This is a genomic window from Leifsonia sp. A12D58 (genome assembly GCF_047530025.1).
Lineage (GTDB): Bacteria > Actinomycetota > Actinomycetes > Actinomycetales > Microbacteriaceae > Cryobacterium.
Window position 1 is genome coordinate 626,637 of the sequence record NZ_JBLJAT010000001.1, and the last position, 23,478, is coordinate 650,114.

At 62.4% G+C, this 23,478-nt stretch carries 21 protein-coding genes; 11 read left to right on the plus strand and 10 right to left on the minus strand.

Translation table 11 applies throughout. The annotated features are described in order from the left end of the window. Window positions 1-176: 176 nt before the first annotated feature. Entirely contained in the window at window positions 177-926 is a 750-nt protein-coding gene (locus tag ACMT3I_RS03000) for a hypothetical protein (RefSeq protein WP_414802949.1), read from the plus strand. Window positions 927-951: 25 nt separating this feature from the next. On the opposite strand, the gene ACMT3I_RS03005 is transcribed toward ACMT3I_RS03000, so the two are convergent. The 5 genes from ACMT3I_RS03005 to ACMT3I_RS03025 are packed head-to-tail and all read right to left on the minus strand — an operon-like array spanning window position 952 to window position 6,701. Continuing rightward, entirely contained in the window at window positions 952-2,094 is a 1,143-nt protein-coding gene (locus tag ACMT3I_RS03005; protein ID WP_414802950.1) for a cysteine desulfurase family protein, read from the minus strand. Between the two features lie 11 nt (window positions 2,095-2,105). Then, window positions 2,106-2,963 (minus strand): carboxylating nicotinate-nucleotide diphosphorylase, encoded by an 858-nt coding sequence (gene nadC, locus ACMT3I_RS03010; protein ID WP_414802951.1) that lies wholly within the window; start codon window positions 2,961-2,963, stop codon window positions 2,106-2,108. Continuing rightward, window positions 2,957-4,639, minus strand: a complete 1,683-nt coding sequence (nadB, locus tag ACMT3I_RS03015; RefSeq protein WP_414802952.1) for an L-aspartate oxidase — start codon at window positions 4,637-4,639, stop codon at window positions 2,957-2,959. Before nadB ends, nadC begins: the two co-directional genes overlap by 7 nt. Continuing rightward, a complete protein-coding gene (gene nadA, locus ACMT3I_RS03020) occupies window positions 4,636-5,955 on the minus strand; it encodes a quinolinate synthase NadA (protein WP_414802953.1) in 1,320 nt (439 codons plus the stop codon). Before nadA ends, nadB begins: the two co-directional genes overlap by 4 nt. After that, complete coding sequence (locus tag ACMT3I_RS03025; RefSeq protein WP_414802954.1) at window positions 5,952-6,701, minus strand: NUDIX hydrolase; 750 nt, start codon at window positions 6,699-6,701, stop codon at window positions 5,952-5,954. Before ACMT3I_RS03025 ends, nadA begins: the two co-directional genes overlap by 4 nt. A 229-nt stretch (window positions 6,702-6,930) precedes the next feature. On the opposite strand from ACMT3I_RS03025, the gene ACMT3I_RS03030 reads away from it, so the two are divergent. Both ACMT3I_RS03030 and ACMT3I_RS03035 read left to right on the plus strand, forming a co-directional pair. Beyond that, window positions 6,931-7,872, plus strand: a complete 942-nt coding sequence (locus tag ACMT3I_RS03030; RefSeq protein WP_414802955.1) for an ion channel — start codon at window positions 6,931-6,933, stop codon at window positions 7,870-7,872. 26 nt (window positions 7,873-7,898) lie between these two features. After that, entirely contained in the window at window positions 7,899-9,866 is a 1,968-nt protein-coding gene (locus ACMT3I_RS03035) for an ABC1 kinase family protein (RefSeq protein WP_414802956.1), read from the plus strand. On the opposite strand, the gene ACMT3I_RS03040 is transcribed toward ACMT3I_RS03035, so the two are convergent. The 4 genes from ACMT3I_RS03040 to ACMT3I_RS03055 all read right to left on the minus strand — a co-directional run bounded on the left by ACMT3I_RS03040 (window position 9,840) and on the right by ACMT3I_RS03055 (window position 14,287). Next, window positions 9,840-10,649: a polyprenol monophosphomannose synthase gene (locus ACMT3I_RS03040; RefSeq protein ID WP_414802957.1), complete on the minus strand. Its 810-nt coding sequence runs from the start codon at window positions 10,647-10,649 to the stop codon at window positions 9,840-9,842. The genes ACMT3I_RS03035 and ACMT3I_RS03040 overlap by 27 nt on opposite strands. A 5-nt stretch (window positions 10,650-10,654) precedes the next feature. Next, window positions 10,655-12,178: a glycosyltransferase family 39 protein gene (locus ACMT3I_RS03045; RefSeq protein ID WP_414802958.1), complete on the minus strand. Its 1,524-nt coding sequence runs from the start codon at window positions 12,176-12,178 to the stop codon at window positions 10,655-10,657. A 64-nt stretch (window positions 12,179-12,242) separates the two neighbouring features. Then, entirely contained in the window at window positions 12,243-13,616 is a 1,374-nt protein-coding gene (locus tag ACMT3I_RS03050; RefSeq protein ID WP_414802959.1) for a sensor histidine kinase, read from the minus strand. After that, window positions 13,613-14,287 (minus strand): response regulator transcription factor, encoded by a 675-nt coding sequence (locus ACMT3I_RS03055; protein ID WP_414802960.1) that lies wholly within the window; start codon window positions 14,285-14,287, stop codon window positions 13,613-13,615. The genes ACMT3I_RS03050 and ACMT3I_RS03055 overlap by 4 nt, the downstream gene beginning before the upstream one ends. Window positions 14,288-14,539: 252 nt before the next feature. On the opposite strand from ACMT3I_RS03055, the gene ACMT3I_RS03060 reads away from it, so the two are divergent. The 3 genes from ACMT3I_RS03060 to ACMT3I_RS03070 all read left to right on the plus strand — a co-directional run bounded on the left by ACMT3I_RS03060 (window position 14,540) and on the right by ACMT3I_RS03070 (window position 16,905). Beyond that, window positions 14,540-15,493, plus strand: coding sequence for a sensor histidine kinase (locus ACMT3I_RS03060; protein ID WP_414802961.1), 954 nt, complete (start codon window positions 14,540-14,542; stop codon window positions 15,491-15,493). A gap of 67 nt (window positions 15,494-15,560) precedes the next feature. Beyond that, entirely contained in the window at window positions 15,561-16,391 is an 831-nt protein-coding gene (locus ACMT3I_RS03065) for a carbon-nitrogen hydrolase family protein (RefSeq protein ID WP_414802962.1), read from the plus strand. Between the two features lie 13 nt (window positions 16,392-16,404). Further along, window positions 16,405-16,905, plus strand: a complete 501-nt coding sequence (locus tag ACMT3I_RS03070; protein WP_414802963.1) for a tetratricopeptide repeat protein — start codon at window positions 16,405-16,407, stop codon at window positions 16,903-16,905. Here the strand turns inward: ACMT3I_RS03070 and ACMT3I_RS03075 are convergent. Further along, window positions 16,895-18,094 (minus strand): aminotransferase class I/II-fold pyridoxal phosphate-dependent enzyme, encoded by a 1,200-nt coding sequence (locus tag ACMT3I_RS03075; RefSeq protein ID WP_414802964.1) that lies wholly within the window; start codon window positions 18,092-18,094, stop codon window positions 16,895-16,897. The genes ACMT3I_RS03070 and ACMT3I_RS03075 overlap by 11 nt on opposite strands. Window positions 18,095-18,253: 159 nt before the next feature. Between ACMT3I_RS03075 and ACMT3I_RS03080 the strand changes: the two genes are divergently transcribed. The 5 genes from ACMT3I_RS03080 to ACMT3I_RS03100 all read left to right on the plus strand — a co-directional run bounded on the left by ACMT3I_RS03080 (window position 18,254) and on the right by ACMT3I_RS03100 (window position 23,478). Further along, window positions 18,254-18,856, plus strand: a complete 603-nt coding sequence (locus ACMT3I_RS03080) for a hypothetical protein (protein WP_414802965.1) — start codon at window positions 18,254-18,256, stop codon at window positions 18,854-18,856. After that, entirely contained in the window at window positions 18,853-19,674 is an 822-nt protein-coding gene (locus ACMT3I_RS03085; protein WP_414802966.1) for a hypothetical protein, read from the plus strand. Before ACMT3I_RS03080 ends, ACMT3I_RS03085 begins: the two co-directional genes overlap by 4 nt. Window positions 19,675-19,794: 120 nt before the next feature. After that, on the plus strand, window positions 19,795-21,468 hold the full coding sequence (locus tag ACMT3I_RS03090; protein ID WP_414802967.1) for a S1C family serine protease: 1,674 nt from the start codon (window positions 19,795-19,797) through the stop codon (window positions 21,466-21,468). A 181-nt stretch (window positions 21,469-21,649) separates the two neighbouring features. Continuing rightward, entirely contained in the window at window positions 21,650-22,648 is a 999-nt protein-coding gene (locus tag ACMT3I_RS03095) for a glycosyltransferase family 2 protein (RefSeq protein ID WP_414803524.1), read from the plus strand. A 2-nt stretch (window positions 22,649-22,650) separates the two neighbouring features. After that, window positions 22,651-23,478 carry a CDP-alcohol phosphatidyltransferase family protein gene (locus ACMT3I_RS03100; protein ID WP_414802968.1) on the plus strand — a complete coding sequence of 276 codons (828 nt, stop codon included), beginning with the start codon at window positions 22,651-22,653 and terminating at the stop codon, window positions 23,476-23,478.

Here is a 23,478-nt window from a genome sequence, read left to right on the forward strand (position 1 = left end):
AGTTTCGCTACGCGACTGCCGTCGAGAGATCTCACTTCGAGGTTAGCCAGCATGGGGTAGCGCGGCTACAGCCCCCGATGCGCCGCAGTGGTCCGTGCAGTCGTCCACGCAGCCTCACTCGATGTGCGCCGGCTCTGCTGTATACAAGAGAAAGCAGCGAGTGTGAGGGAGACGTAGTGCAGTTGACGACCGGAATGGGCAAGGGCTTCATCGCCGTGGCCGCCACGATGACGCTGGCCGCGGCCATGGCGCTAACCGGATGCGTGGCATCCGACCCCGCGCCGACGAACACAGGGCAGGCTCAGGACGCCTCATCGCCACGGCCCATTCCGTCGAGTACGGCCAGCGCGATTCCGGTTCCTTCGGGCGCGCAGCGGGCTTATGAGGCAGTAACCCAGATCATCGTCCGCCCGGAGATACTCGAGCTCAAAGATAGCAGCGGTGCCGATGTCGCCACACTGTCGTACGACGCGGCAGCTGAAGAGTTCGTCGGCCTGTTCACCGAGATTCTGGATGCAGATCCGGTGGTCACAGAGTTCCCGGGTGGCTTGGAAACGCTGCCGACGACTCGCTATGCCTGGACGGGTTTTGAACTAATGGATGACCATGAACATGGCGATGCTCAGTCAGACATGAACGTCTCGGTAAAGTTCACTGCGCCAGAACTCGGCGCGCGTGGCATTACCGTGTCTACGATTCAGGGTTTCAAGCCGGGCGACGACCTGCGCTGGCTGGCGACATACATGGATGAACCGTATTACGACGACAGTGAGTACCAGCAGATTCAGGCAGAGCATGGCCCGCCGATCGGTGAGCAAGAGATCAGCGGTTACTCCAATTCACACTCCGTCGCCGGGCGAACGAACTATCCAGAGGGAGGGACAGCGATCTATGCCCCATGGAACTTCGGCATTGGGCACGTTTAGCCACTGACCTTCGTCGCTGACGCGCCTAGCGAGCGAGGGCGCTGACGGCTCCGACTGCGGTCGAAACCGCCCTGGCCGCGACCAGCGCATCCGCTGGTTTGGTTGTCGGCGAGAAGGTGAATCTCACGGCCGTTTGTGCCACCTCGGCACCGAGGCCCATCGCGGTGAGTACGTGCGAGGGTTCTGAGCTGCCGGCGGCGCAGGCTGAGCCGCTTGAGCAGATCACGCCGACGCGCTCAAGTTCGAGAAGCACGGCCTCACCGCTGGTGCCAGGAAAGACGAACGATGCGTTGGCCGGCAGCCGAATGCTCGCACTGCCGGTGAGGCATGCAGAGGGAGTCGACTGCAGTACCTCGGCGATAAACGCATCTCGCATACTGCTCACCCGAATAGCCGCCTCGGCCCGTTCAGCCTCGGCCAGTCGAAGCGCAACGGCGAGTGCGACTGCACCCGCAACGTTCTCTGTGCCGCTGCGTTTGCCACGCTCCTGTCCACCACCGTGGATCAAGGGTTCAAGCGGCAGTCGACCGCGCACGAAGAGTGCGCCGATTCCGTGAGGCGCGCCCACCTTGTGTCCCGAGAGGCTGAGCGCGTCGACGCCGAGGTCTGTCACGTTCAATGGCAACCAGCCTGCGGCCTGCACTGCATCGGTATGAAACGGCGCTTTCACCGAGCGCGCGTGTGAGGCTAGCTCGGTGATCGGCTGTACTGTGCCCACCTCGTTATTCGCGTAGTGCACTGAGACGAGGGTGGTGTCCTCGCGGAGCATCGTCGCGAGTTCGTCCGGGTCGAGCCTGCCCGCCGAATCTGGGCTGAGCATGTCGATGGTGAACCCGTGCACGCGGCGCAGGTAGTCGCATGACTCAAGGACAGCTTCGTGCTCCAGCGGCGACGTGATGAGGTGGCGGCCACGCGGCCTGCCGAGCGCGATGCCCTTGATGGCGAAGTTGGCGGCTTCGGTACCTCCGCTCGTGAACGTTACCTCACCGGCACGGCAGCCCAAGGCATCCGCTACGGCGCTGCGAGCCTGGCTGAGAGCACCTGCAGCGGCTTCGCCGACGTGATGATGACTCGACGGATTACCGACGCCACCGGCCAGCAGGGGCCACATCGCCTCGAGTGCCTCGCGGCGTACCGGTGTGGATGCCGCATTGTCAAGATAGATCATTGTGACGTGGCTCAGGCCGGGGCGATCGTCACATCGAGACCGAGGTCGAGCGACCTCACGCTGTGCGTGAGTGCACCAACCGAGATCACGTCGACCCCGCACTCGGCGATCGTGCGCACAGTGGCCAGCGAGACATTGCCGCTGGCCTCGACGATTGCCCGCCCTGCCACGATGGCGACACCGTCGCGGAGTTGCTCGGGAGTGAAATTGTCGAGCATGATCGTGTCGATGCCCGCTGCAAGCACGGGTTCGATTTGGTCTATGCGATCAACCTCCACCTCGAGGTGCGTGGTGTGCGGGAGGCGCTGGCGCACCTGCGTCAGAGCGGTGGTCACGTCCAGGCCGCCGGCGGTGAGTACCGCGAGGTGGTTGTCTTTGGCCATAACCGCATCCGAGAGGCTGAAGCGGTGGTTGTGGCCGCCGCCGGCCCTCACCGCCGCGCGCTCGAATGCACGCAGGCCGGGCGTTGTCTTGCGGGTATCGACGATGCGTGCCTGCGTGCCGGCGATGATTGAGACGTACTGCGCGGTGAGCGTCGCGATGCCGCTCATGCGCTGGACGAAGTTCAGGCCGATGCGTTCGGCTTGCAGGATGCCGCGTGCCGGGCCTGACACGACGGCGATCGTGTCACCAGCGCTGAACACCGCGCCGTCTGCCAGCAGCAGGTCGACCTGGATGCGTGGATCGGTCAGTGTGAAGGCTGCCTCGAACACGGTGGCGCCACTGAGCGTGCCTGGCTCGCGAGCGACAAGTGCCGCTGTCGCAGTGGCATCCGCGGGGATCAGGTACTCAGAGGTGATGTCACCCCAGGGAGCATCCTCGTCGAGCGCTGCCTGAACGACGGTGGTGATGGCGGAGCTGGTCAGCATACGAAGGCCTCCTCGGCCGAGTGGGGTGTGGTGTGCAGGGGAGTAGCGCGCTGTAACGGAGCGGCTGTGCTGTGCCCGGGGGCCCAGACGAGCGAGTGGGCGAGCGCAGGGTTGGCGGCAGGGGCGTCGGCGCGAAAATGTGCCCCTCGGGATTCCGTGCGGGCCAGGGCGGCGCGAACGATGAGCCTGGCCACGAGCAACAGATTGTTGTCTTCGAGCCCGCGAAGCCAGTCGGATGAAGGAGGAGTAGCACTCGTGCTGGTTGCCCAGCTCGCCAGCACGTCCTGCGCATGCCGCAAGCCTGACTCAGTTCGTTCGACGCCGACGCAGTCCCACATCAGGGTTTGTAGTGCAGCGCGGGTAAAAGTGTCCGAGTGAACGCCATCACCAGCGCCAAAAGCTACATCGGTAGAAACGCCCGCGTCAGCCCTTGCCGCAACAGGGGGGTTGGTAGCCACGACCGGTTCGTCGAGCGCCCGCACCGCCCGGTCGGCGAAGACTGCTGCTTCAAGCAACGAGTTTGAGGCAAGCCGGTTGGCGCCGTGAACCCCGGTGCGCGCGACCTCGCCGATTGCGAACAGGCCTGCCACCGATGTGCGACCCCGGTCATCGGTGAGCACGCCGCCCATCGAGTAGTGGGCTGCAGGCGCGACGGGAACCGCGACGCGGGTCCAGTCGAGGCCGGCCGCCGCGCACGTGGCTGTCAGTGTCGGAAACCGCGATGTAAGCAGTGAAGTGCCGAGTGAGGTGGCGTCGAGCAGTACAGGTGCACCACCCTGCAGCTTCATCTGCGCTGCAATGGCTCTGGCCACGACATCCCGCGGTGCCAGCTCGGCGTCGGAGTGCATGGGCACCATGAAACGGGTACCCGCAGTATTGCGCAGCACGGCACCCTCGCCGCGGACCGCCTCCGAGATGAGCGGAGTACCAGGAGCGGCAAGTGCAGTGGGGTGGAACTGGACGAATTCCAGATCGGCCACGGATGCTCCCGCTCGCCACGCGACTGCAACACCGTCACCCGTTGCCAACTCCGGATTGGTCGTGTGCAGGTAGAGCGAGCCGAGGCCGCCTGTGGCGAGAATCACGGCATCCGCTGCCACCGTGCGTGTACCGGTGCGGTCCTGCAGGAGTGCACCGGTCACGTGAGCGATACCCGACGGGTGGTCGCCGACCACCAGGTCGACGAGCATCGTGTGTTCCAGAATGGTGAGGCCGGGCTGAGGCTTCTCGGAGGCGGGCGGTGTTCGCATCGCCCGCCTCCTCGCTGTTGCAACCAGGGCGCCGACGACGGCCGCGCCTGTTGCGTCACCGCCAGAGTGCAATACGCGCCACTTGGAGTGAGCAGCTTCCAGCCCGCGGGTGAGGCCAGACTCGTCGCGGTCGAACTGCACGCCGAACCTGATCAGGTCCAGCACGCGGGCCGGTCCCTCTGTACAGAGGATGTTGACGGTGTCTGCGTCGCACAGGCCTGCACCGGCGCGCATGGTGTCTGCAGCGTGGCGCGCGATTGAGTCGTCGCGGAAGAGAGCCGCAGCGATCCCGCCCTGAGCTGCGTTGGTGTTGCTCTCGGGCAGTGCGCCTTTGGTGACGAGCGCAACGTGGTGACCGGCATCCGTCGCTCTCACCGCGGCGAACAGTCCGGCAAGGCCGCTGCCGACGATGAGCACGCTGCTCATGCTGAGGTGCCGGCCTGCACCACAGGCGGGCGGGCAGCGAGCATCCGTTCGAGGGCGACACGGGCGTGCATGGCGACGTCCTCGGATACCGTGATGCGGTTGAGTACCTCGGGCGGACGCTCGGTCGAACCGACGAGGGCCTCAAGTACCCATGCGAGGTAGCCGGAGTGAATGCGATACATCGTCGAACACGGGCAGATCACCGGGTCGAGGCAGAAGATCGTGTGTTGCGGGTTCTGCGCGGCGAGCCGCTGCACGAGGTTGATCTCGGTGCCGATGGCGAAGGTTGAGCCGGCAGGGGCTGCAGCGATCGCCTTGGCGATGTAGTCGGTCGAGCCATACTCGTCTGCTGCATCGACGACCTGCATCGGGCATTCGGGGTGCACGATCACGCGCACTCCAGGGTGCTCGGCTCGCGCCGCGTCGATCTGATCGACGGTGAAGCGGCGGTGCACGCTGCAGAATCCGTGCCAGAGTATGACGCGGGAATTGGTCAGTTCGGCCTCAGAGTTTCCGCCGAGCGGTTTGTTCGGATTCCACATCGGCATCTGCTCAAGCGGAACGCCCATGGCTTTTGCCGTGTTGCGCCCGAGGTGCTGGTCGGGGAAGAACAATACGCGCTGGCCGCGCTCGAATGCCCATTCAAGGACGGTCTCGGCGTTGGAGGATGTGCAGACGATCCCACCGCGCTCGCCGCAGAATCCCTTGAGGGCTGCCGACGAGTTCATGTATGTGACGGGGATTACCGGAACGCGTCCTGAGGCGTCTGGTTCGGTGCCGTAAAGCTCTTCAAGCTGTTCCCAGCACTCGGTAACCGAGTCGAGATCCGCCATGTCAGCCATCGAGCATCCGGCGGCCAGGTTCGGCAGGATCACCGCCTGTTCTGGTCCCGACAGCAGGTCGGCCGTCTCGGCCATGAAGTGCACGCCGCAAAAGATGATTGCTTCGGCATCTGGGCGGCCCTTCGTTGCCTGCGCGAGCTGGAACGAATCACCAACGAAGTCGGCGTACTGCACGACCTCCTCACGTTGGTAAAAGTGGCCGAGGGTGACGACGCGGGACCCGAGAGTCGCCTTGGCTGCGCGGATCCGCTCATCGAGCTCGGCCGGTGACGCTGTGCGATAGAGCTCGGGCAGCGCGCCCTGACGGGGTGACCCTGCCGGAATCACATCACCCATCGATGAGCCCGGTCCGTAACCGAGGGGACCAGAATCGAATTCCCACGGCCCCTTGACCAGATCGGGGCTGCAGGAGGACCCCGCACTTTCTCCCGTGCTGATCAGTGTGATGGCCAGGTCGACGGATGCGGTGCTCATTCGATACTCCGGTGGGGTGCTTGGGAAGGGGCTGACGTGGGGGAGGCAGGGGCGCGGCTGCCCAGGGTGCCGAGACCGGCTGCAGGGTTCTGCAGCGGCTCAGGGTCGCTGAAGCGATACAGGCGAGGTGGCCGGTGTCGGGTGCCGGCCACGCGTTCCCCGGTGTCGACAAGGGTGCCGGATGCTTCGACCGCGCGCCGGAAGTTGGCCGGGTCGAGAGGCCGCCCGAGTACTGCCTCGTTCACCTCGCGCAGCTGCGTGAGGGTGAAGGTATCGCCGAGAAAGGCATGCGCGATGCGGGAGTATTCGAGTTTGGTTCGAAGGCGCCAGAGCGCGTATTCGACGATGCGATTGTGGTCGAAGGCGAGTGGCGGCAGATCATCGGCTCTGAACCACCGCACATTGTCGCCGACGGTGGCGAGTTCGGCCTCGTCTGATTGCACGAGTGCCCAATACACAACAGAGACGACGCGCTGTCCTGGTGAGCGGTCAATGGCACCGAACGTGTAGAGCTGCTCCAGGTATTTCGGGATCAGGCCGGTGGTTTCGTGCAGGGTGCGGGCTGCGGCCGCCGACATTTCTTCGTCAGCGGGCAGCCAGCCGCCTGGCAAAGCCCAGTAGTCGAGGAACGGTTCCCGTGTGCGCCGCACCAGGGGGAGCCACAGAGCTTTCAGGTCGGAGCGCTCATCGGGGCGCAGGGCAAAGATCACTGTGGAGACCGCGAGGGTGGCTTGGGATGCAGGCATGCTCCTGGCTTTCAGTCTGGGGTGCCGTTACGAGTAAAGGTGCGTCTGACTCAAACGGGCCTCTGCACAGCATAAGGTCAATTTGACCAAAACCCGAATTCCCTGATGAGCCATTGGTCAAAAAAGAATTTCTCACCTTTCCGTCCTGAACCGGACACAATGAGAGCGCGTGAATGCTTCTTGGGGAAGGGCGGAGACGATGCAACAGAATTCTGATGGTCGGCCACAGATGGCTACGCGAGAAACCGGCGGCGCGGCTCATTCGACAGCCAGCTCGTCATCGAAGAGACGATTTACGATCACCGACACCGGCTACCTGGTGGTTTTCATTCTTCTCGTGGTGTCATACATCGTGTCGGCACTTCAAGAGAGTGTGCAGGCCAGCCCGCTGGCACTCGTGCTGCAGCTAGTGAGCGTCGTTGTGATCTTCCGGGTGGCTCGGGTCAACGTCATCGCCATTCGCGTGGTCGACGTCATCATCGTCATCTCACTCATCTTGGTGATCGCGGCGTGGTGGGTGTCATGGGCTGCAGAATTTGATCGCCAATGGCTTGACATCCTGCTGTCGGCGGCGTCTGCAGTGTTCTATCTCGTGACACCTGTTGTGATCATCCAGGACCAGTTGCGGCGCAAGACAGTCGACATCCAGACGCTGATCGCGTCGATCTCGGCCTACCTTCTGATCGCCATGTTCTTCACCTTCCTGTTCAACCTCATCAGTCTGATCGAACCGGGCCGTACATTCGGAGAGCCAAAGCCGGAATCACTCTCTGCCCAGCTCTTCTACTCGTTCACCACCATCACGACAATCGGCAAGAGTGCGCTGGGGCCGGTGACGGCGCTGGGTCAGAGCCTCACCGTTGCTGAAGTCACAATCGGCCAGCTCTTCCTCGTCGTCGCTGTCGCCAAGGTCGTCAACGACTGGACGCCGATGAGCACTCGCAAGCTTGCGGCGCAGGTTGCGCGTGACGCTGAACGCGATGAGGCCAGGGACAGGGCGAGGGATGCCGAGCGCGACGCAGCAAGGGACGCAGCCCGTGATACCGAACGGAGTGGCACAGGCTCGTCCTCGTCTGCGCCCTCGTCTGCGCAGCCGCCGGTGCCACCTGCTTCCACGCCACCGTCAGCTACACCGCCGCCTGGCGGAACTCCGCCGACGGGCACCGCGTAAGTCGTCGGGCTGGAGGGCAGATCAGTATGGATGCCGGTAACATCCTGCTCAGCTTCACCATCGGCCTCGGCGCCACATTCCTGGTGCTGTTCCTCGTCATCATCGTGGTGCGCCGACTGATCGGTGTGCAGGTCGGCACAACGCGCATCGTGCTTGCCGGGATTGTCTCGCTCGCCGCTGAGGTGGCGTTCGAGGCCAGGTTCGTGTGGACGCAGCCGTCCTATGCGTTGGCGTTTGCGCCCATCCAGATCGGGGTCGTGGTCATCACCGCCATGGTCTTCCTGTTGGTGGCCGAGATCATCCTGCCGCAGGGAAGCCTTCCGCCCATCTCGTCGTGGATTCCGGCGCTCCGTTCGCAGCGAGCGAGGGCACGAAGATATTCGGAGATCACCAGGATCGCCGTCAAGCACGGCCTGCTCAGCCGAGGTTCGCAGCGGCGAAAGAGCGCACCGGACACAGCGGTGCAGCGGCGCACGCAGGCACGCGCGCTCCGGTTGGCTCTCGAAGAGGCCGGCGTCACGTTTGTGAAGCTGGGACAAGTGCTGTCGACACGACCGGATCTGGTGCCGCGAGAGTACATAACCGAGCTGTCATTACTACAGCAGGATGTTCCGCCTGCCCCGTGGGATCAGGTCAAGGCGGCGCTGGAGGCCGAGCTGGGCAGACCCGTTTCTGAGGTATTTGCCGAGTTCGACCCGATGCCGATCGCCGCGGCATCCATCGGACAGGTCCACCGCGCTCGACTGGTCACGGGGCAGGTCGCTGCGGTGAAAGTTCAGCGCCCTGGCATCGAGCCGAGCGTGTCACTTGACCTCGATATCACTGTCCGACTTGCCCAGGCCTTTGAGCGGGCATCGGGAGGAGCTAGTTCGTTTCGGGTGGCTGGGATGGTCCAGAGTTTCGTCGATTCTCTCAGGGAAGAACTCGACTATCGCGTCGAAGCTGGCAACCTCGCCGCACTCAGCAACGCGCAGAACCGCCATCCGATATCCGACCGGGTGGTCTTGCCCCATCTGTTCACCGAGCTGAGCACGCGGCGGGTATTGACGATGGAGATGCTCGATGGCCACTCATTGAGCGTTGCCTCCACCGTTGCAGAACTTGAGCCAGCAGTGCGCATCCGCGATGCCCGGGTGCTCTTCCGGTCGCTTGTGCGGCAAATTGCCGACGATGGAGTGTTCCATTCCGACCTCCATCCAGGAAACGTGATGGTCTTGGGCGATGGCAGTCTCGCGCTCGTCGACTTCGGTTCGGTCGGACGGATGGATTCCGAACTCCGCGCGTCGCTGAGAGCTCTCGTCCAGGGGTTCAACCGACGCAATTCGCAACAGATGGGGGATGCCATACTCAGCATGATTGTGCGCCCCGACTCGCTGGATGAGCCAGCGTTTCGTCGGGCACTGTCTGCTTTCATCGCCGCCCATTTCGGGGACGGCGCCGATGTCGACGTTGGACTATTCAACAAAGTCGTTGACTTCATGGGTGACTATTCCCTGGCGGTGCCCGACGAGATAGCTGCTGCGGTACGCGCTCTTGCCGTGGCGCAGGGCACTCTCAACGTGCTTGAGCCGGGCTTTGACGTGATCGCCAACGCTCGTGAATACGGCAGCGACCAGATCCGATCCTCACTTCGGCCCTCCCACCTGGTCGACGTCGCCGTCGACGAGGCGCTCACGCTCTTGCCGATCCTGAGACGTTTGCCCAGGAGCATCGATCAGATCGCCAGTTCGGTGGAAGCCGGGCGGCTGACCGTCAACACACGCGTTTTGGCCGATGAGCGGGATCGGCAGTTCATCACTGGTTTGGTCCAACAGGTGATGGTGGCGTTCCTTGGCGCAATCATCGGAATCATTGCGACGACCCTGCTCGTCAACGGCGGAGGGCCGACCCTGGCTCCTGATCTCAGCCTCTACCAGCTCTTCGCGTACCTGCTTGTCGTTGTTGCGTCAGTACTCATCGTACGAGTGCTATTTGACGTCTTCCGACGACGGTGAAACCCGGGTGATGCCCACGGGCGAGATGCCGGAGGGCAACCCTGCCCGCTGTCCCTGCTGAGCCGGCCGGTGGTTCGCGCCTTTACCGGTAAGGCCCCAGATCGTGACGCGGCGCATGGCCTCGAGCACGATTCCGCTGCTCATCTTCGACGAACCTCTAACGCGTTCAACGAAGGTAATGGGTACTTCAACGACGCGCAGGTCTGCGCGTACCGCATGGAGGAGCATGTCAATCTGGAAACAGTAGCCGTGGCTCTCAACGCTGCCCAACTTCATCCGCTCGAGAGCGTGCGCGCTGTATGCGCGGTAGCCGCCTGTGACATCACGCTGCGGGAGTCGGAGGATGATCCGTGAGTACGCCGAACCTCCACGAGAGAGAGCGCGGCGGTGCCATGGCCAGTTCTGCACTTCGCCACCTGGAACCCAGCGCGACCCCATCACGACATCGGCGCCTTCGGCGGCATCTAGCAGGCGGGGGAGCTGCTCAGGCAGGTGTGAGCCGTCGGCATCCAACTGAACCAGGAGGTCGAAACCATGGGCGAGTGCCCAGCTGAATCCATCGAGGTAGGCGTCGCCCAAACCACTCTTCTGCGTCCGGTGCAGCACGTGCACGCGGTCGTGGATGTCGGCCAGCCCATCGGCCATCTCGCCCGTGCCATCCGGTGACGAGTCATCCACCACGAGGACTTCGCACGCCGGAACGCTCTCCAAAACCCGTCCGACAATGTTCTCGATGTTGTCGCGTTCGTTGTACGTGGGAATGATGACCAGAGTTTTCGGCATGATAGCTACCTTGTCATTTCAGTGATGATCGTGCGGTTGACGGTAGTTGAATCAATGGTGACGAAACCAGATTCTTGAAGAGTTCTAATGTCTGCTCCCGATTTATTCTCTGTGCTCCCGATGTTCTGCAGTACCCAGACGGTGTTGGCGCCCGATAGCCGCCCTGTCACGTCGGCAAGTGGCTTGGTCGTATCCCAGAGCCAGCTTGAGTCGAGATAGCTTCTATCGAGCGTCACATCGGTGAGCCCGGCGAAAGCCGCAGGGTACAGATGTTCTGCCAATCGCGGGCGTTGTGAAGGAAGCACACTCTCATCAAACACGATTGCGTCGCCTGGGCGCGCACTCGCCTGCATGATGTCGGCCACCTGGCGCCAGTCGCTGCCGTCGTTCTTCGCGAAATCTCCGCGCTGATCGACGTAATTGGGAAGAGCGAGGACCACGACTGCGGCGAGCGCTCCGTAGCGCAACCATCGGGATTTCAGCGCGGAGAGTCCGATGGCGATGGCTATCGCGGCGGCCGGTGCGCAGATCGACAAGTATCGCAGTGAATACATCGGCGCGATGAGATGCGTGCCGATGAGGAGGATCCCACTCGGGACGAGCATCCACACCAACGCGACGATGAGCGCGCTTCGCGCACCGCGTTGCTGTGCAGCCCGACCGGTGAAGAACACCGAGTAGACAGCAATGCCGATCAGGAGCCAGGCAGCGATGGCGAGCGGTATAGACCCGAACCATTGCCTGACAGCTGCATCGAGCACACCGATCTGCGGGCGGCGGGCAATGAAAGAGATCTGATCGTGTTGAGCGAGACCGAAGACCAATACGGGAATCGCAAGTACGCAGCCCAGAAAAGTTGCGGCTACCCAACGCCGAACTCCTGCCCAGCCGCTTCGGGAGAGGTAGACGACGACTGCGTGTACGGGCAGCAGGAGCAAGATGTAGAGGAAGTCGTAGATACCGAGCGCGAGGAGCGCACCGTATGCCACCCAAAGCCAGCGCGAGCGGCGCGTGCCGGGATCTAAACGCAGGACGCGTACGAGCAGGACGGTGAGCCAGACGGCGATGGCTGTGGCGAAAGCCGTCGATCTGGCCTCGGCGCCCATATAGGTGACGCGAGGGAGGATGGCGAAGACGAGGCCAGCAATCACCGCGACTCGCGCTGGCAGAACTGTGCGGGCCAGAACGAACACGCCGGAGGCCGCGATGCCGATAGCGATGGCGCTCGGCAGGCGAGTCGCGAACTCTGTGGCCCCGAACTCATCGATCCAAATGTGCAGAAACACGTAGTAGAAACCGTGCACCGCATCGACGTTGCCGAGCATGCCGAACAGCGACGGGAAGCTGCGCTCCGCGGAAAGCACGCTCGCCGCTTCGTCTCCCCAGTACGACGGTTGCCACGACCATGCGGCTGAAATGATGAAGGCGAACAGCCCGATCACGAACGCCGCAGCCCTGAATTTGCGCTTCGAATGCGCTGCCGTCACCGAAGCGACGTCAGTTTCAAACGGAACGAGGATGGAGGTCACAGTGTCACGCTATGCGGGCTCTCTTAACGTTTCCCTCCGAGCGCACAGGAGCTTCTTCGAACACTCACAGACTGGTGCCGTTGCGTCTGGGCAGTCGGATCTCCACAGCTAGTCCGCTGCCGGTGTTCCACAGTTTCACCGACCCGCCGGCGTGCTCGACGATTGCCTGCACGATCGCGAGCCCCAGACCTGAACCGCCGGTTCCGCTTGAGCGCGAATCGTCTGGCCGAGAAAAGCGATCGAAGGCGAACGGCAGAAACTCGGCGGGCATGCCAGGGCCCGAATCGACGGTTCGCAGTATCGCTCCGTCCTGATAGCGATCGAGGCTGACGGTGACGGTGCCGGATCCGTCCATGGCGGCAACCGCATTTGAGATGAGATTGTCGACAAGCTGACCGACATTGGTGCGCGAAAGCATATAGTGGCCGTCAGCATCGTCGCCGGCGATCTCGTAGGCCACCTCGAGGGTTCCGCTGGTACTGACGCTTCGTGCCCTGTCGACGGATGCCGTGATCTCGGATTCGAGTCCGGCCCAGTCGAGTGCCGCCTGAGACTGCTGGCTCTCCAGCTTTGACAGTTCGAGCAGGTTCGTGGCCAGGCGCGACAGCCGAGTGACAGTCGCAGAGGCATCGTCAATGTCCTGCTCAAGCGCTTCTGCGTCCCCCGAGTTCAGATGGGCGAGTTCCAGCTGCGTCCGCAGTACGGCAAGTGGTGTGCGCAGCTCGTGACTCGCATCGTTCACCACTTGCTTCTCGCGGTCAACAGAGTTGCGGAGTCGAGTGATGAAATCGTTGAGGGTGACGGCCAGCTGGCTGACCTCGTCCTTCCCTGCCGGAACGAGCAGTTCAGCTGAAGATCCCGACACGCTCAGGCTCTCGGCCTCTTCCCGAAGTCTGTTGACGGGTCGCAGCGCCGCTCCGGTGAGCAACCACGACGCGATTGCGAATCCGGCCACCAATGAGAAGGCTCCGATGAAGAGAACCTGGTCGAGTTCGGTCATCAACAGACCGAGTGCCTCCTGGTTCCTTGCCGAGATGATCGTCCATTCCCCGTCGCTTGCCATCACCGTCGTCTTCAGCACCCAGTAGCTCGATCGGCCGGCAGTGATGCTCACCGGTTCGTTGCCTAGCTCCGTCATCGTGTTCAGTTCGGCGGCGAGCTTCTTGGGCAGTGTTGACTCGACGACGATGCCGTCAGGTCCGAGCACTGCGATCAGTTGACCCTCGCCCGCCTCCCTGATTGGGTCGGCCGGGTTCTCGACTATCGAGGTCACCAGAGGGGCTGCATCGTTTCGAAGCAGCGTCGTTGTCGTCTCCGTCAGGATCGACTGCACTTCGACACGGAAAACTAAGACGCCAACGCTGAAGAGGACAATCGCGATGATTGTGCTGCCCACGGTGATGCGAGCCCGGATTGAGAGTCCGAGCCTTCGCCTCATTCGATCAGCTCCAGCGAGTATCCGGTGCCCCGCACGGTGACGATTCGTACGCTTGAGGCATCGGTATCTATTTTGCGCCTCAGGTAGCTGATGTACTGATCGACGATGTTCGGATCGATGTGCGCGGTTCCGTCCCAGATTTCCTCCAGGATCGTCGCACGGTCGACGGTGGCGCCTGCGTGGCTGGCAAGCAAGCGCAACAACGAGAATTCTTTTGGGCTCACTGACACTGAGCGTCCGGCGACTGCAACCTTGAGGTCGCGGGAATCGAGGGTGAGATTGCCGATCTCCACGTTGAGGGGAGTCCCCATCGCCTGGCGTCGCAGTAACGCGCGCACCCTGGCCTTCAACTCTTCGAAGGCGAACGGCTTTGTCATGTAGTCGTCCGCGCCGCTGTCGAGACCGTATACCCGATCTTCGACGGTGTCCCGAGCTGTCAACAACAGCACCGGCATGGTGCTCCCGGCTTCGCGCATACGACGGCAGATCTCGATGCCGGACATCTGCGGCAGCATCACGTCGATGACTCCAGCGGCGAAGTCTTCGTGAGCCGCAGCGATCAGGGCATCCATTCCCGTCGAGACTCGCACAACCGTGTAACCCTCAGCGCTGAGTCCGCGTTCAATCAGCGCACCCATCTGCTCGTCGTCTTCCACGACCAGGATCTTCATGTCCAGCTCCTTCACGGCATATCCGTCATAGATGGCGCGTATCCGCAGCCTACCCAGTGCTGGTTCTGCACCACTGAAGACGCTACCGAATTCGTTACGTCCGAATCGGCCATTGTGTGTGTGCGCTGTGAGGACTCTCAGTCGGTGTTTGATGCCCAGACAGGTTGGATCAAGTCTGGCCCGATATCGTCGGGCCGTGAGTACAAGATGGCGCAGCCTGAAACCGTGATTTTCCGGGGCGAGCAACGACGGTTGGCGTTTAAGTTTGCGCTTGTCCAGATTGTCACGTTCGTCATCTTTGCGCTCGGTGTCTATCTGGCTATTGGGATCGCTGCGCGGACTGTGCTTCCTCTCGCTGATTCGCAGTCGATGCTTCAGATACGCGATGAGTTCGTCTCCGAGTTGCGCACCTGGATCTTCCTCGGTTCAGTCGCTCTGATCGTGTGCATCGCTCTAACCAGTGTTCTGCTGGCCAGGCTGGCCATGCGGCCACTGCGTGAGAGCCGTGAGGCGAGGCAGCGCTTCATCGACAGCGCCTCGCACGAACTGCGAGCACCTCTGGCTTCGATCAGGGGTGAGCTAGAGCTTGCCCTGCAGCACGACAGGACGCCGCAGGAGTACCGTTCGGCGATTTCTCACTCGCTTGCCCAGGCCGAACGACTGGGAAAGCTGACGACCGACCTCCTGCTTCTCTCACGAGGCACGCCTGAATCGATTCGCATGAGCCTCCAGCGGGTATCGGTGGCGAACGTCATCGAGCGTGTGGTCACGCAGCAGCGGGCAGCGCATCCTGAAACGACCATCAGTGTGCGGGTTGATGCTGATCTGTACGTCACGGGTTCTGAGCCATTGCTCGAGCGCGCAATCGGAAATCTGTGTGACAACGCTCGGCTGTACTCTCGGCCGGGCCAGGTGACTCGCCTGGAGGCGCGTGTGGATAGCTCAAACGTACTCATCGTGGTGACTGACGATGGCATTGGTATGACCTCGTCCCAGCTTGCCCATGCAACTGAGCGATTCTGGCGGGCAGATACGTCACGCACAGTCGACGGCTCCGGACTGGGGCTCGCGTTGACTGACGACATCGTCCAGGCAGCAGGCGGACATCTCACCCTGACATCGAGGCCTGGCATGGGGACAACGGCCATGATCACGCTTCCTCGGCTGCGCACCAGCTATTCTCAGAATCACACTCGCTCACGCTGACTGACCTGCAAGCATTGATCTGCAGGCACTGACGTGCAGCACCGACCCGGCTCAGTAGGCTGGCGACATGGCCGATTCCTCCTCGACTCTTCCCGCTTCAGCTCTCGGTGTTGCTGTTGCTCAGTTCCGTCCTGGACCTGACGAAGCCCAGAACCTCGCGACGATGCGGGCGCTCGCCGCAACTGCAGCGGAGCGAGGCGCGCAACTCGTTGTCTTTCCCGAGTACTCGTCGTACTTCGAGGCCGCGATCGGACGCAATTTCGTCGACGCTGCTCAGCCGCGTGACGGATCGTTCGTGACCGGCCTCAGCGCGCTCGCCGTCGAACTCGGCCTGCACGTTGTGGCCGGCATGCTTGAGAGCGCCGTTGATACCGATCGCTTCTCAAATACCCTGGTCGCCATCTCGCCGACGGGGGAGCTGGTCGCCAGCTACCGCAAGATCCACCTGTACGACGCTTTCGGTGACCGCGAGTCAGACTGGGTGCTGGCCGGGGCTATCGACGAGCCGGAGACGTTTTCCGTTCACGGCCTGACTGTTGGACTGCAGACGTGTTACGACATCCGCTTTCCTGAGGTCACCCGTCGACTCGTTGATGCCGGGGCAGACCTCGTCCTGGTACCGGCCGAATGGGTGCGTGGTCCCCTCAAAGAGACGCACTGGCGCACGCTTGTCACGGCGAGAGCGCTGGAGAACACGATCTACGTGGCCGCCGCTGACCACGCCCCTCCGGTTGGTGTGGGCAACAGCATGGTGGTCGACCCGATGGGCGTCGAGCTCGTCACAATCGGTGAGTCGACTGACGTTGCAGTTGCGTGGGTCTCTACCGAGCGGATTGCAGCCGTGCGTGCGATCAACCCTGCCCTCGAGCTGCGCCGTTTCGGCGTCGTTCCGCGCTAGAGAGACTGCTCAGATGCAGATACCACCGGCCAGTTGGGACGAGCGGATCGACGACGTCTGGAATTCGACTGACGAACGTTCCGACTCAGAGACGGTGTCGCTCATCCGAGCGCTGGCGTCCGAGCGCCCGAAGAACGATGCTGCGGCGCTCTACGAGCGTGCTTCTGCACACGACTTCGCCGATGAAGAGAGTGCTGCAGAGAAGTTGTACCGCGCCGCGCTGGATGCCGGACTTGATGCGTATCGTCGCCCGCGAGCCGTCATCCAATTGGCCAGTACTCTGCGCAACCTGGGTCGCCCAGCTGAGGCGATTGAACTCCTGCGGTCTGAGAAAGCGGATGCTGACGGGCTCGACGACGCACGCACATCGTTTCTCGCCCTCGCGCTTGTCGACCTGGGTCGGGCAGACGAAGCGGCTGTGCTGGCGCTCACCGCATTGTCCGGCACTCTGCCGGAATATGGCGGAGCGATCTCGCGCTATGCGGCAGAACTGCGTGAGAGGCCTAACGCGTAGTGAGCGCGCCCAATTGCTGGGCTGCCTGCTCGAGCACGTCGACCTTCTTGCAGTAGGCGAACCGCACGAGCGACGAATATCGAGCGCCGTGAGTAGGCGAGCAGAACGCTGAAATCGGAACAGCGACAACACCAGCCAGGTCAGGAAGTCGGCGACAGAAGTCCGCGCCGTCTGGGTATCCGAGCGGGCCGGGATCCGCAACGATGAAGTAGGAGCCGCCCGGTAGCGTCACGTCGAACCCTGCCGTGGTCAGTCCGGCAGCCAGAACATCACGTTTGTGCTGAAGATCGGCGGCGATCCCAGCAAAATAGCTGTCGGGCAGCGCAAGCCCGGCAGCTATCGCTGGCTGGAACGGCGCACCGTTGACATATGTGAGGAACTGCTTCACCGCAAGGATCGCCGTGACGATGGCAGCGGGCGCACTCAACCAGCCGATCTTCCATCCGGTCGTATTGAAGGTCTTGCCTGCGGACGAGATCGTGATCGTGCGCTCGCGTGCACCCGCAATCGTCGCCACCGGAATGTGTTGCGCGCCGAAGGTGAGGTGCTCGTAGACCTCATCGGTGACGATGAGCGCGTCATGACGGTGGGCGAGCTCGACGACGCGCTCCAGCACCTCACGAGGAAAAACGGTGCCTGTGGGGTTGTGCGGATTGTTGAGCAGGATAATTCGGGTGCGGTCGCTGACCATCGCGCTCAGCTCGTCGAGGTCAGGCAGAAAATCGGGCGCCAGCAACGGAACCGTGCGGTGGATGCCTCCTGCCAGGGTGATCAGAGCGCCATAGGCGTCATAGAACGGCTCGAAGGTGACCACTTCGTCGCCAGGCTCGAGCAGGGCAAGAAGTGTCGATGACAGCGCCTCTGTGGCGCCGGCCGTGACGAGGATTTCAGTGTCAGGGTCAGAGGTCAGGCCGTAGAAGCGCTGTTGGTGCGTGGCGATGGCGTGCAGCAGCACGGGGGAGCCGCGTCCTGGTGGATACTGATTGATGCCGTCGGAAATGGCCTGGCGAGCGGCTTCAAGAATCTCGGCGGGGCCGTCTTCATCGGGGAAACCCTGGCCCAGGTTGATGGAACCCGTGCGCATGGCGAGCGCGCTCATCTCGGCGAAGATACTCGCGGTGACGCTGCCGTCTGCCGCGAGGAGACCAGCTCCACTCGCTGCCTTTTTCCATGCGCCATGTACTGTCATCGCTTCACCTGCATCCCCCAAAACTACGACATGCGGGGGCGCTCTTCGGTGAGCGGCACTCTGCACATCAGTGGGCCCAGCAGCGACGCGACCCCGAGCAGTTTCGACGGCCTGTGGATAGATCGCCCACGAGAGAGCAATCTGCCATACCGTGGCTGCATGCGGATTGCTGACGCGCGAAGAGTTGACGGTCCGTCAACAGCGCGCGTCGCAGCGGTTGCGCTGCTTGTCGTGCTGGTCGGATCCCTGTTGAGCGGATGTGCCTCGACCACCGAACCGCAGCCTACCCCGACGCCGACGGCGACTGATGCTGTTCCCGTGTTTGCGTCGGATGAGGAGGCGCTCGCTGCAGCGACGGAGGCCTACGCTGCGTATCTGGAAGCCGACGACCGATCTTGGAGCGGAAATCCTGAGTCGATAGAAGTCTTCCTTCAACTCACCACAGGTGAAGCACACAACGAGGACGTTTCCATTCGGGCTCTCTATGCCAAAAACGGATGGACACGGATTGGTTCAACTTCAATTAGTTCGATGGAACTTCAGTCACATGGGGTGAATTCAGATGGACTCGCTGAGATCCGTACATATGTGTGCTTGGACGTCAGCGGTGCAGACGTTCTGGATTCCGAGGGCAAATCGGCATCAAAACCCGATAGGCCCTTAGTGCTGCCATTAGAAGTGGCTTTTCTCTCAAATTTCAGTCCGGAGTCACCACTTCAATTGTCGGAGTCACGGGTATGGTCCGGTCAAAACTTCTGTTGACGGTCCTTGTTTCAATCCTGATCTTGAGTCCCGCCAAGGCAAACGCGTTTGTGCTTTCTGGCATATGTTCATCCGCGGCCTCAGTGGCTGGCCTCTGCGAAACACCATCATCAACAGGCTCTATCGCCAACGGCGGAGTCGATGTGACAGCGGGTTATGAAGACAGCTCCGGCGGCGACACTGCCGATGCCGGTGCTTCCTCGGGCTCCGGTGGCAATGACGAACCGGGAGCTGGCGTCCCAGTCGGGGGAGTCGCGGCAGAGACACCACCACGAATCCAGCGTGATGGCTTCACCGTCAATTGCATTCCCCGTAGCCCGTGCGACCCGACCCTGGTCGTCAGGATTTCAGATCTGGTGAACTTCAGGTCTACTGCTCCCGCGCAGGTGATGGAACCCGACGGCTGGGCCGTAACAGGCCTGCCGATCAACTTCTACGCAGTGGCATCCGTCAACGTGCAGTCTGGAACGTTGCTCGGGTATTCCGCCGATGTGCGGTTCACGCCCATCGGCTACCACTGGGACTACGGAGATGGAACCGCCTCATCCTCGCGTAGCGGCGGCTCCTCGTGGGCTGCGCTGGGCCAGCCGGAATTCTCCACTACCTCTACGAGCCACGTATTCGCCTCACGCGGTGTCATGGCCGTCACTCTCAGCGTCGAGTATTCAGCTGAGTACCGTTTCGCCAGTCAATCGTGGCGCGAGGTGCAAGGTACGCTGGCCCTGTCAGCGGACCCGCTCATTGCGGTCGCAGGAGACGCCAAGACGGTGTTGGTCGGGCAGGATTGCAGTCGCAATCCGACAGGTCCCGGCTGCTGAGACGGCCCACGGCAGTAATGCCGGGCAAGATCGCAGCGTCGTCATTGAGTGCTCTCAGACTGTCCTCATCAAACGCACAGGTTTGAGATGGAAGCTGATCTCGCTTGGAAGGAGCACCCCATGACTGACAAAGAGAATGAAGCCGGAACCGCCTCGAACCTGCCCGACGATGAGTCGGCCTTCGCTGTCAGTTCCGACGGAGAAGCTGTCGCTCCCATTGCTGACGCCTCCACTCCTGCAGTATCCGACAACGTGGTCGCCGACGACGCTATTGCGTCCACAACCGCTGCGGCAGCCGCGCCGGCCGACGGTACTGCGGTGACTGAGGTCATCCCGCCGGCACCCGGTACTGGCGTTGTCGCCTCCGCCACGCCGGCAGCATCCGCTGCCACGCCGCACCCGCAGTCAGCTCAGCCCGCGCCGGCAGCACAGCCCACCCAGGCAGCACAGCCCAGCGCATACCCGACCGACGCGTTCGGTCGCCCGCTCGCGGCAGGCGACGCAGCAGCTCATGGTTACGCACCGCACGCTGCACCCCAGGCATACGCAACGGCAGACGGACAGCCGCACACAGCTCCCGCCCACAAGGATCCGGCCAAGCGCAGGACCGCTGCACTCATCGCAGCGCTCGCGATTGCTGCGATCATCGGCGGCGTATCAGGAGCCGGTGTCGTTGCGCTGACGGGTAACCAAGGTAACGGCGTGCCGGTGAGTCAGGCCCAGGGCCCGGCGAACGTCGTCGTAAACGACACATCCAGCGTCAACGAGATCACCGCCGTCGCCGCGAAGGCGTCTCCCAGCGTCGTCACCATCGGGGTCTCAAGCGGCCAGTCGGCCGGCACCGGCTCTGGCGTCATCCTCTCCGACGATGGCTACATCCTCACGAACACCCACGTGGTCACGCTCGACGGTGAAGTCAATGACCCCACCATCCAGGTCACGACGGATGACGGCAAGCTTTACAACGCCACGATCGTCGGCACAGACCCGGTCTCAGACCTCGCCGTCATCAAGCTTGACGGTGCTTCAGGACTGACCCCCATCGAGTGGGCTGATTCCAACAAGCTCAACGTGGGATCGACAACCGTCGCCATCGGCGCTCCCCTCGGCCTGTCAGGCACCGTGACCAACGGCATCGTCAGCGCACTCAACCGCAGCATCACAGTTGCGTCGTCAGCGGCACCGACCTCACCAGACGCCACGACGCCCGACCAGGGTTCGCAGAGCCCGTTCGACTACTACTTCGATCAGGGCGGCCAGCAGAGCCAGACACCGTCGACAACCCAGAGCAGCATCTCGATCCCGGTGATCCAGACGGATGCTGCCATCAACCCTGGCAACTCCGGTGGTGCGCTTCTGAACAGCAAGGGTGAACTGATCGGCATCAACGTTGCCATCGCCAACGCCAGCGAAACGTCGAGCACGGCAGGCAACATCGGTGTCGGGTTCGCGCTGCCGTCCAACCTCGCCAAGCGAGTGTCGGACGAAATCATCGCGAACGGCAAGGCGACCCACGGTCTGCTTGGCGCGACAGTTGGAAACGCGGCAAGTGCCGCCGACAGCACCACGGTCGGCGCGCTCATCAACGAGGTGACCTCTGGCGGCGCTGCGGCCAAGGCCGGCCTGAAGTCTGGTGACGTCATCACCAACTTCAATGGTGTTCCGATCACGGATGCCAACGACCTCACGGCTCAGGTCCGCGCGTTGAAGGCTGGCGGAACTGCTGACCTCACCTACGTGCGAGACGGTAAGTCGGTGACAGTCTCGGTGACTGTCGGAGAACTCTCCAGCTAGTCACATTCGGCCTTCCGCAGAACTGCACCGCCAGGGTTTCCCTGGCGGTGCAGTTCTGTTTCTACCCGAGATCCTCAAATCTGGCGACTGATATGCTCTACCGACCTCCTAAACAAGTGGAAAGACGGCCAAACAGGTGCACTCATCCGGAGACGAATTGCTCAGTGGCGTCTCCTATGTGATGCCAGTGCTCAACGAAGTCACCCACGTTCGAGCTGCTGTCGACAGTCTGCTTCAGCAGGACTACGACGGCCCATTCGAAGTAACGCTCGCCCTGGGGCCGAGCATCGACGGAACAACCGAACTCGTCGAGGAAATGGCAGCTGTCGACCCTCGCATCAAGATCGTTGCCAATGAGGTCGGTTCAACACCCGCCGGACTCAACACTGCAATCCGCGCATCGACATATCCGGTGATCATTCGGGTCGATGCCCACTCCGTGCTTCCGCCGAACTACGCACGCATCGCGGTCGAGACGCTGCAGCGTACCGGCGCAGACAACGTCGGCGGCATCATGGATGCCCAGGGCACGAGCCCGTTCCAGAAGGCCGTTGCGCGCGCCTACGGAACCCGGGTCGGGCTGGGCGGAACGCCACTGCACGTCGGCGGCAAAGAGGGCGAATCAGAAACCGTCTACCTCGGTTGCTTCCGCAAGGACAGCATCGTCAAGGTCGGCCTGTTCGACGAGGGCATCAAGCGTGGCCAGGATTGGGAACTGAATCGCCGCCTCCGCGAAGCCGGTGGCACAGTCTGGTTCACTCCTGAGCTCAAAGTCATCTACCGTCCGAGACCCAGCGTGTCGCGCCTGGCCAGGCAGATGCTGTCCACCGGCCTCTGGCGCGGAGAACTTGCCAGACGTTTCCCGGCCGACAACGGCATCCGCTATTTCATTCCGCCCGCAATGGTGGCCGGAGTGATCCTCGGAGTGCTGCTCGGTTTGGGCGGACTGGTACAGGCCATCGCCGGTGTGCAGCCGTGGCTGCTGCTCGGCTTGCTGATTCCCGCCGTCTACGTCGTTTTTGTCATCGCGGCAACGATCGCCGTCGCCAGGCCAGACGGGTTTCGTGCTTCGGTCTGGTTTCTCGTAGTGTTGCCCTGCATTCATTTCTGCTGGGGACTCGGTTTTCTCCTCGGCTATCTCAAGCTCACCAGTAACATCACTGCCCATACAGGAAGATGACCATGACGCACGGTTCGCCAGCCCCTTCAGGCGCCTTGCCCTCTCGCCCCTCATCCATCGCAGAACTGCGCAGAGTCGCGCAGCCACCCGAGGTCAGGCTCAGGGCAAACGCCGAACACTGGACAGCATCGCTGTACCTGCGCGACCTGTCACCGTACGTGACCTGGTTGTTCCTCAAGACGTCGATTTCGGCCAACGGCGTGACGGCGATCATGATCCTCGTCGGCTGGTCGACCGCAGCTGCTCTACTGATTCCCGGCATTTGGGGCGCGCTACTCGCCCTGATCCTCGGCCAGTTGCAGATGCTCATTGACTGCTGTGACGGTGAGGTCGCTCGTTGGCGCAAGACGTCGTCACCGGCCGGTGTGTTCCTTGATAAGGTCGGGCACTATTCGACAGAGGCACTGATTCCGATCGCACTCGGACTCCGCGCAGCCGCGTACCCGTTCGATGCTCCGGCAGACTACCTGTGGACCACTCTCGGCCTGCTCCTCGCACTCATCATCGTGCTGAACAAGGCGCTGAACGACATGGTGCATGTCGCGCGGGCCAATGCGGGGCTGACCAAGCTTGCCGATACCCACGGCGAAAAGGTCCTGACATCAAGCGCACTCGCAAAGCTCAAGCGCATTGTTCGCTTCGTGCCGTTCCATCGCCTTTACCACTCGGTCGAACTCACCATCATCATCTTCATTGCGGCTGTCGTTGGTCTGCTCGTCGGGCAGCCGGAGGTAAACCGGATCGTCTTGATCGCGCTGGTCCCGCTGGCGTTCCTGGCACTCATCGGGCACTTCGTTGCGATCATGGCCTCCAAGCGAGTCAGGTCCTGA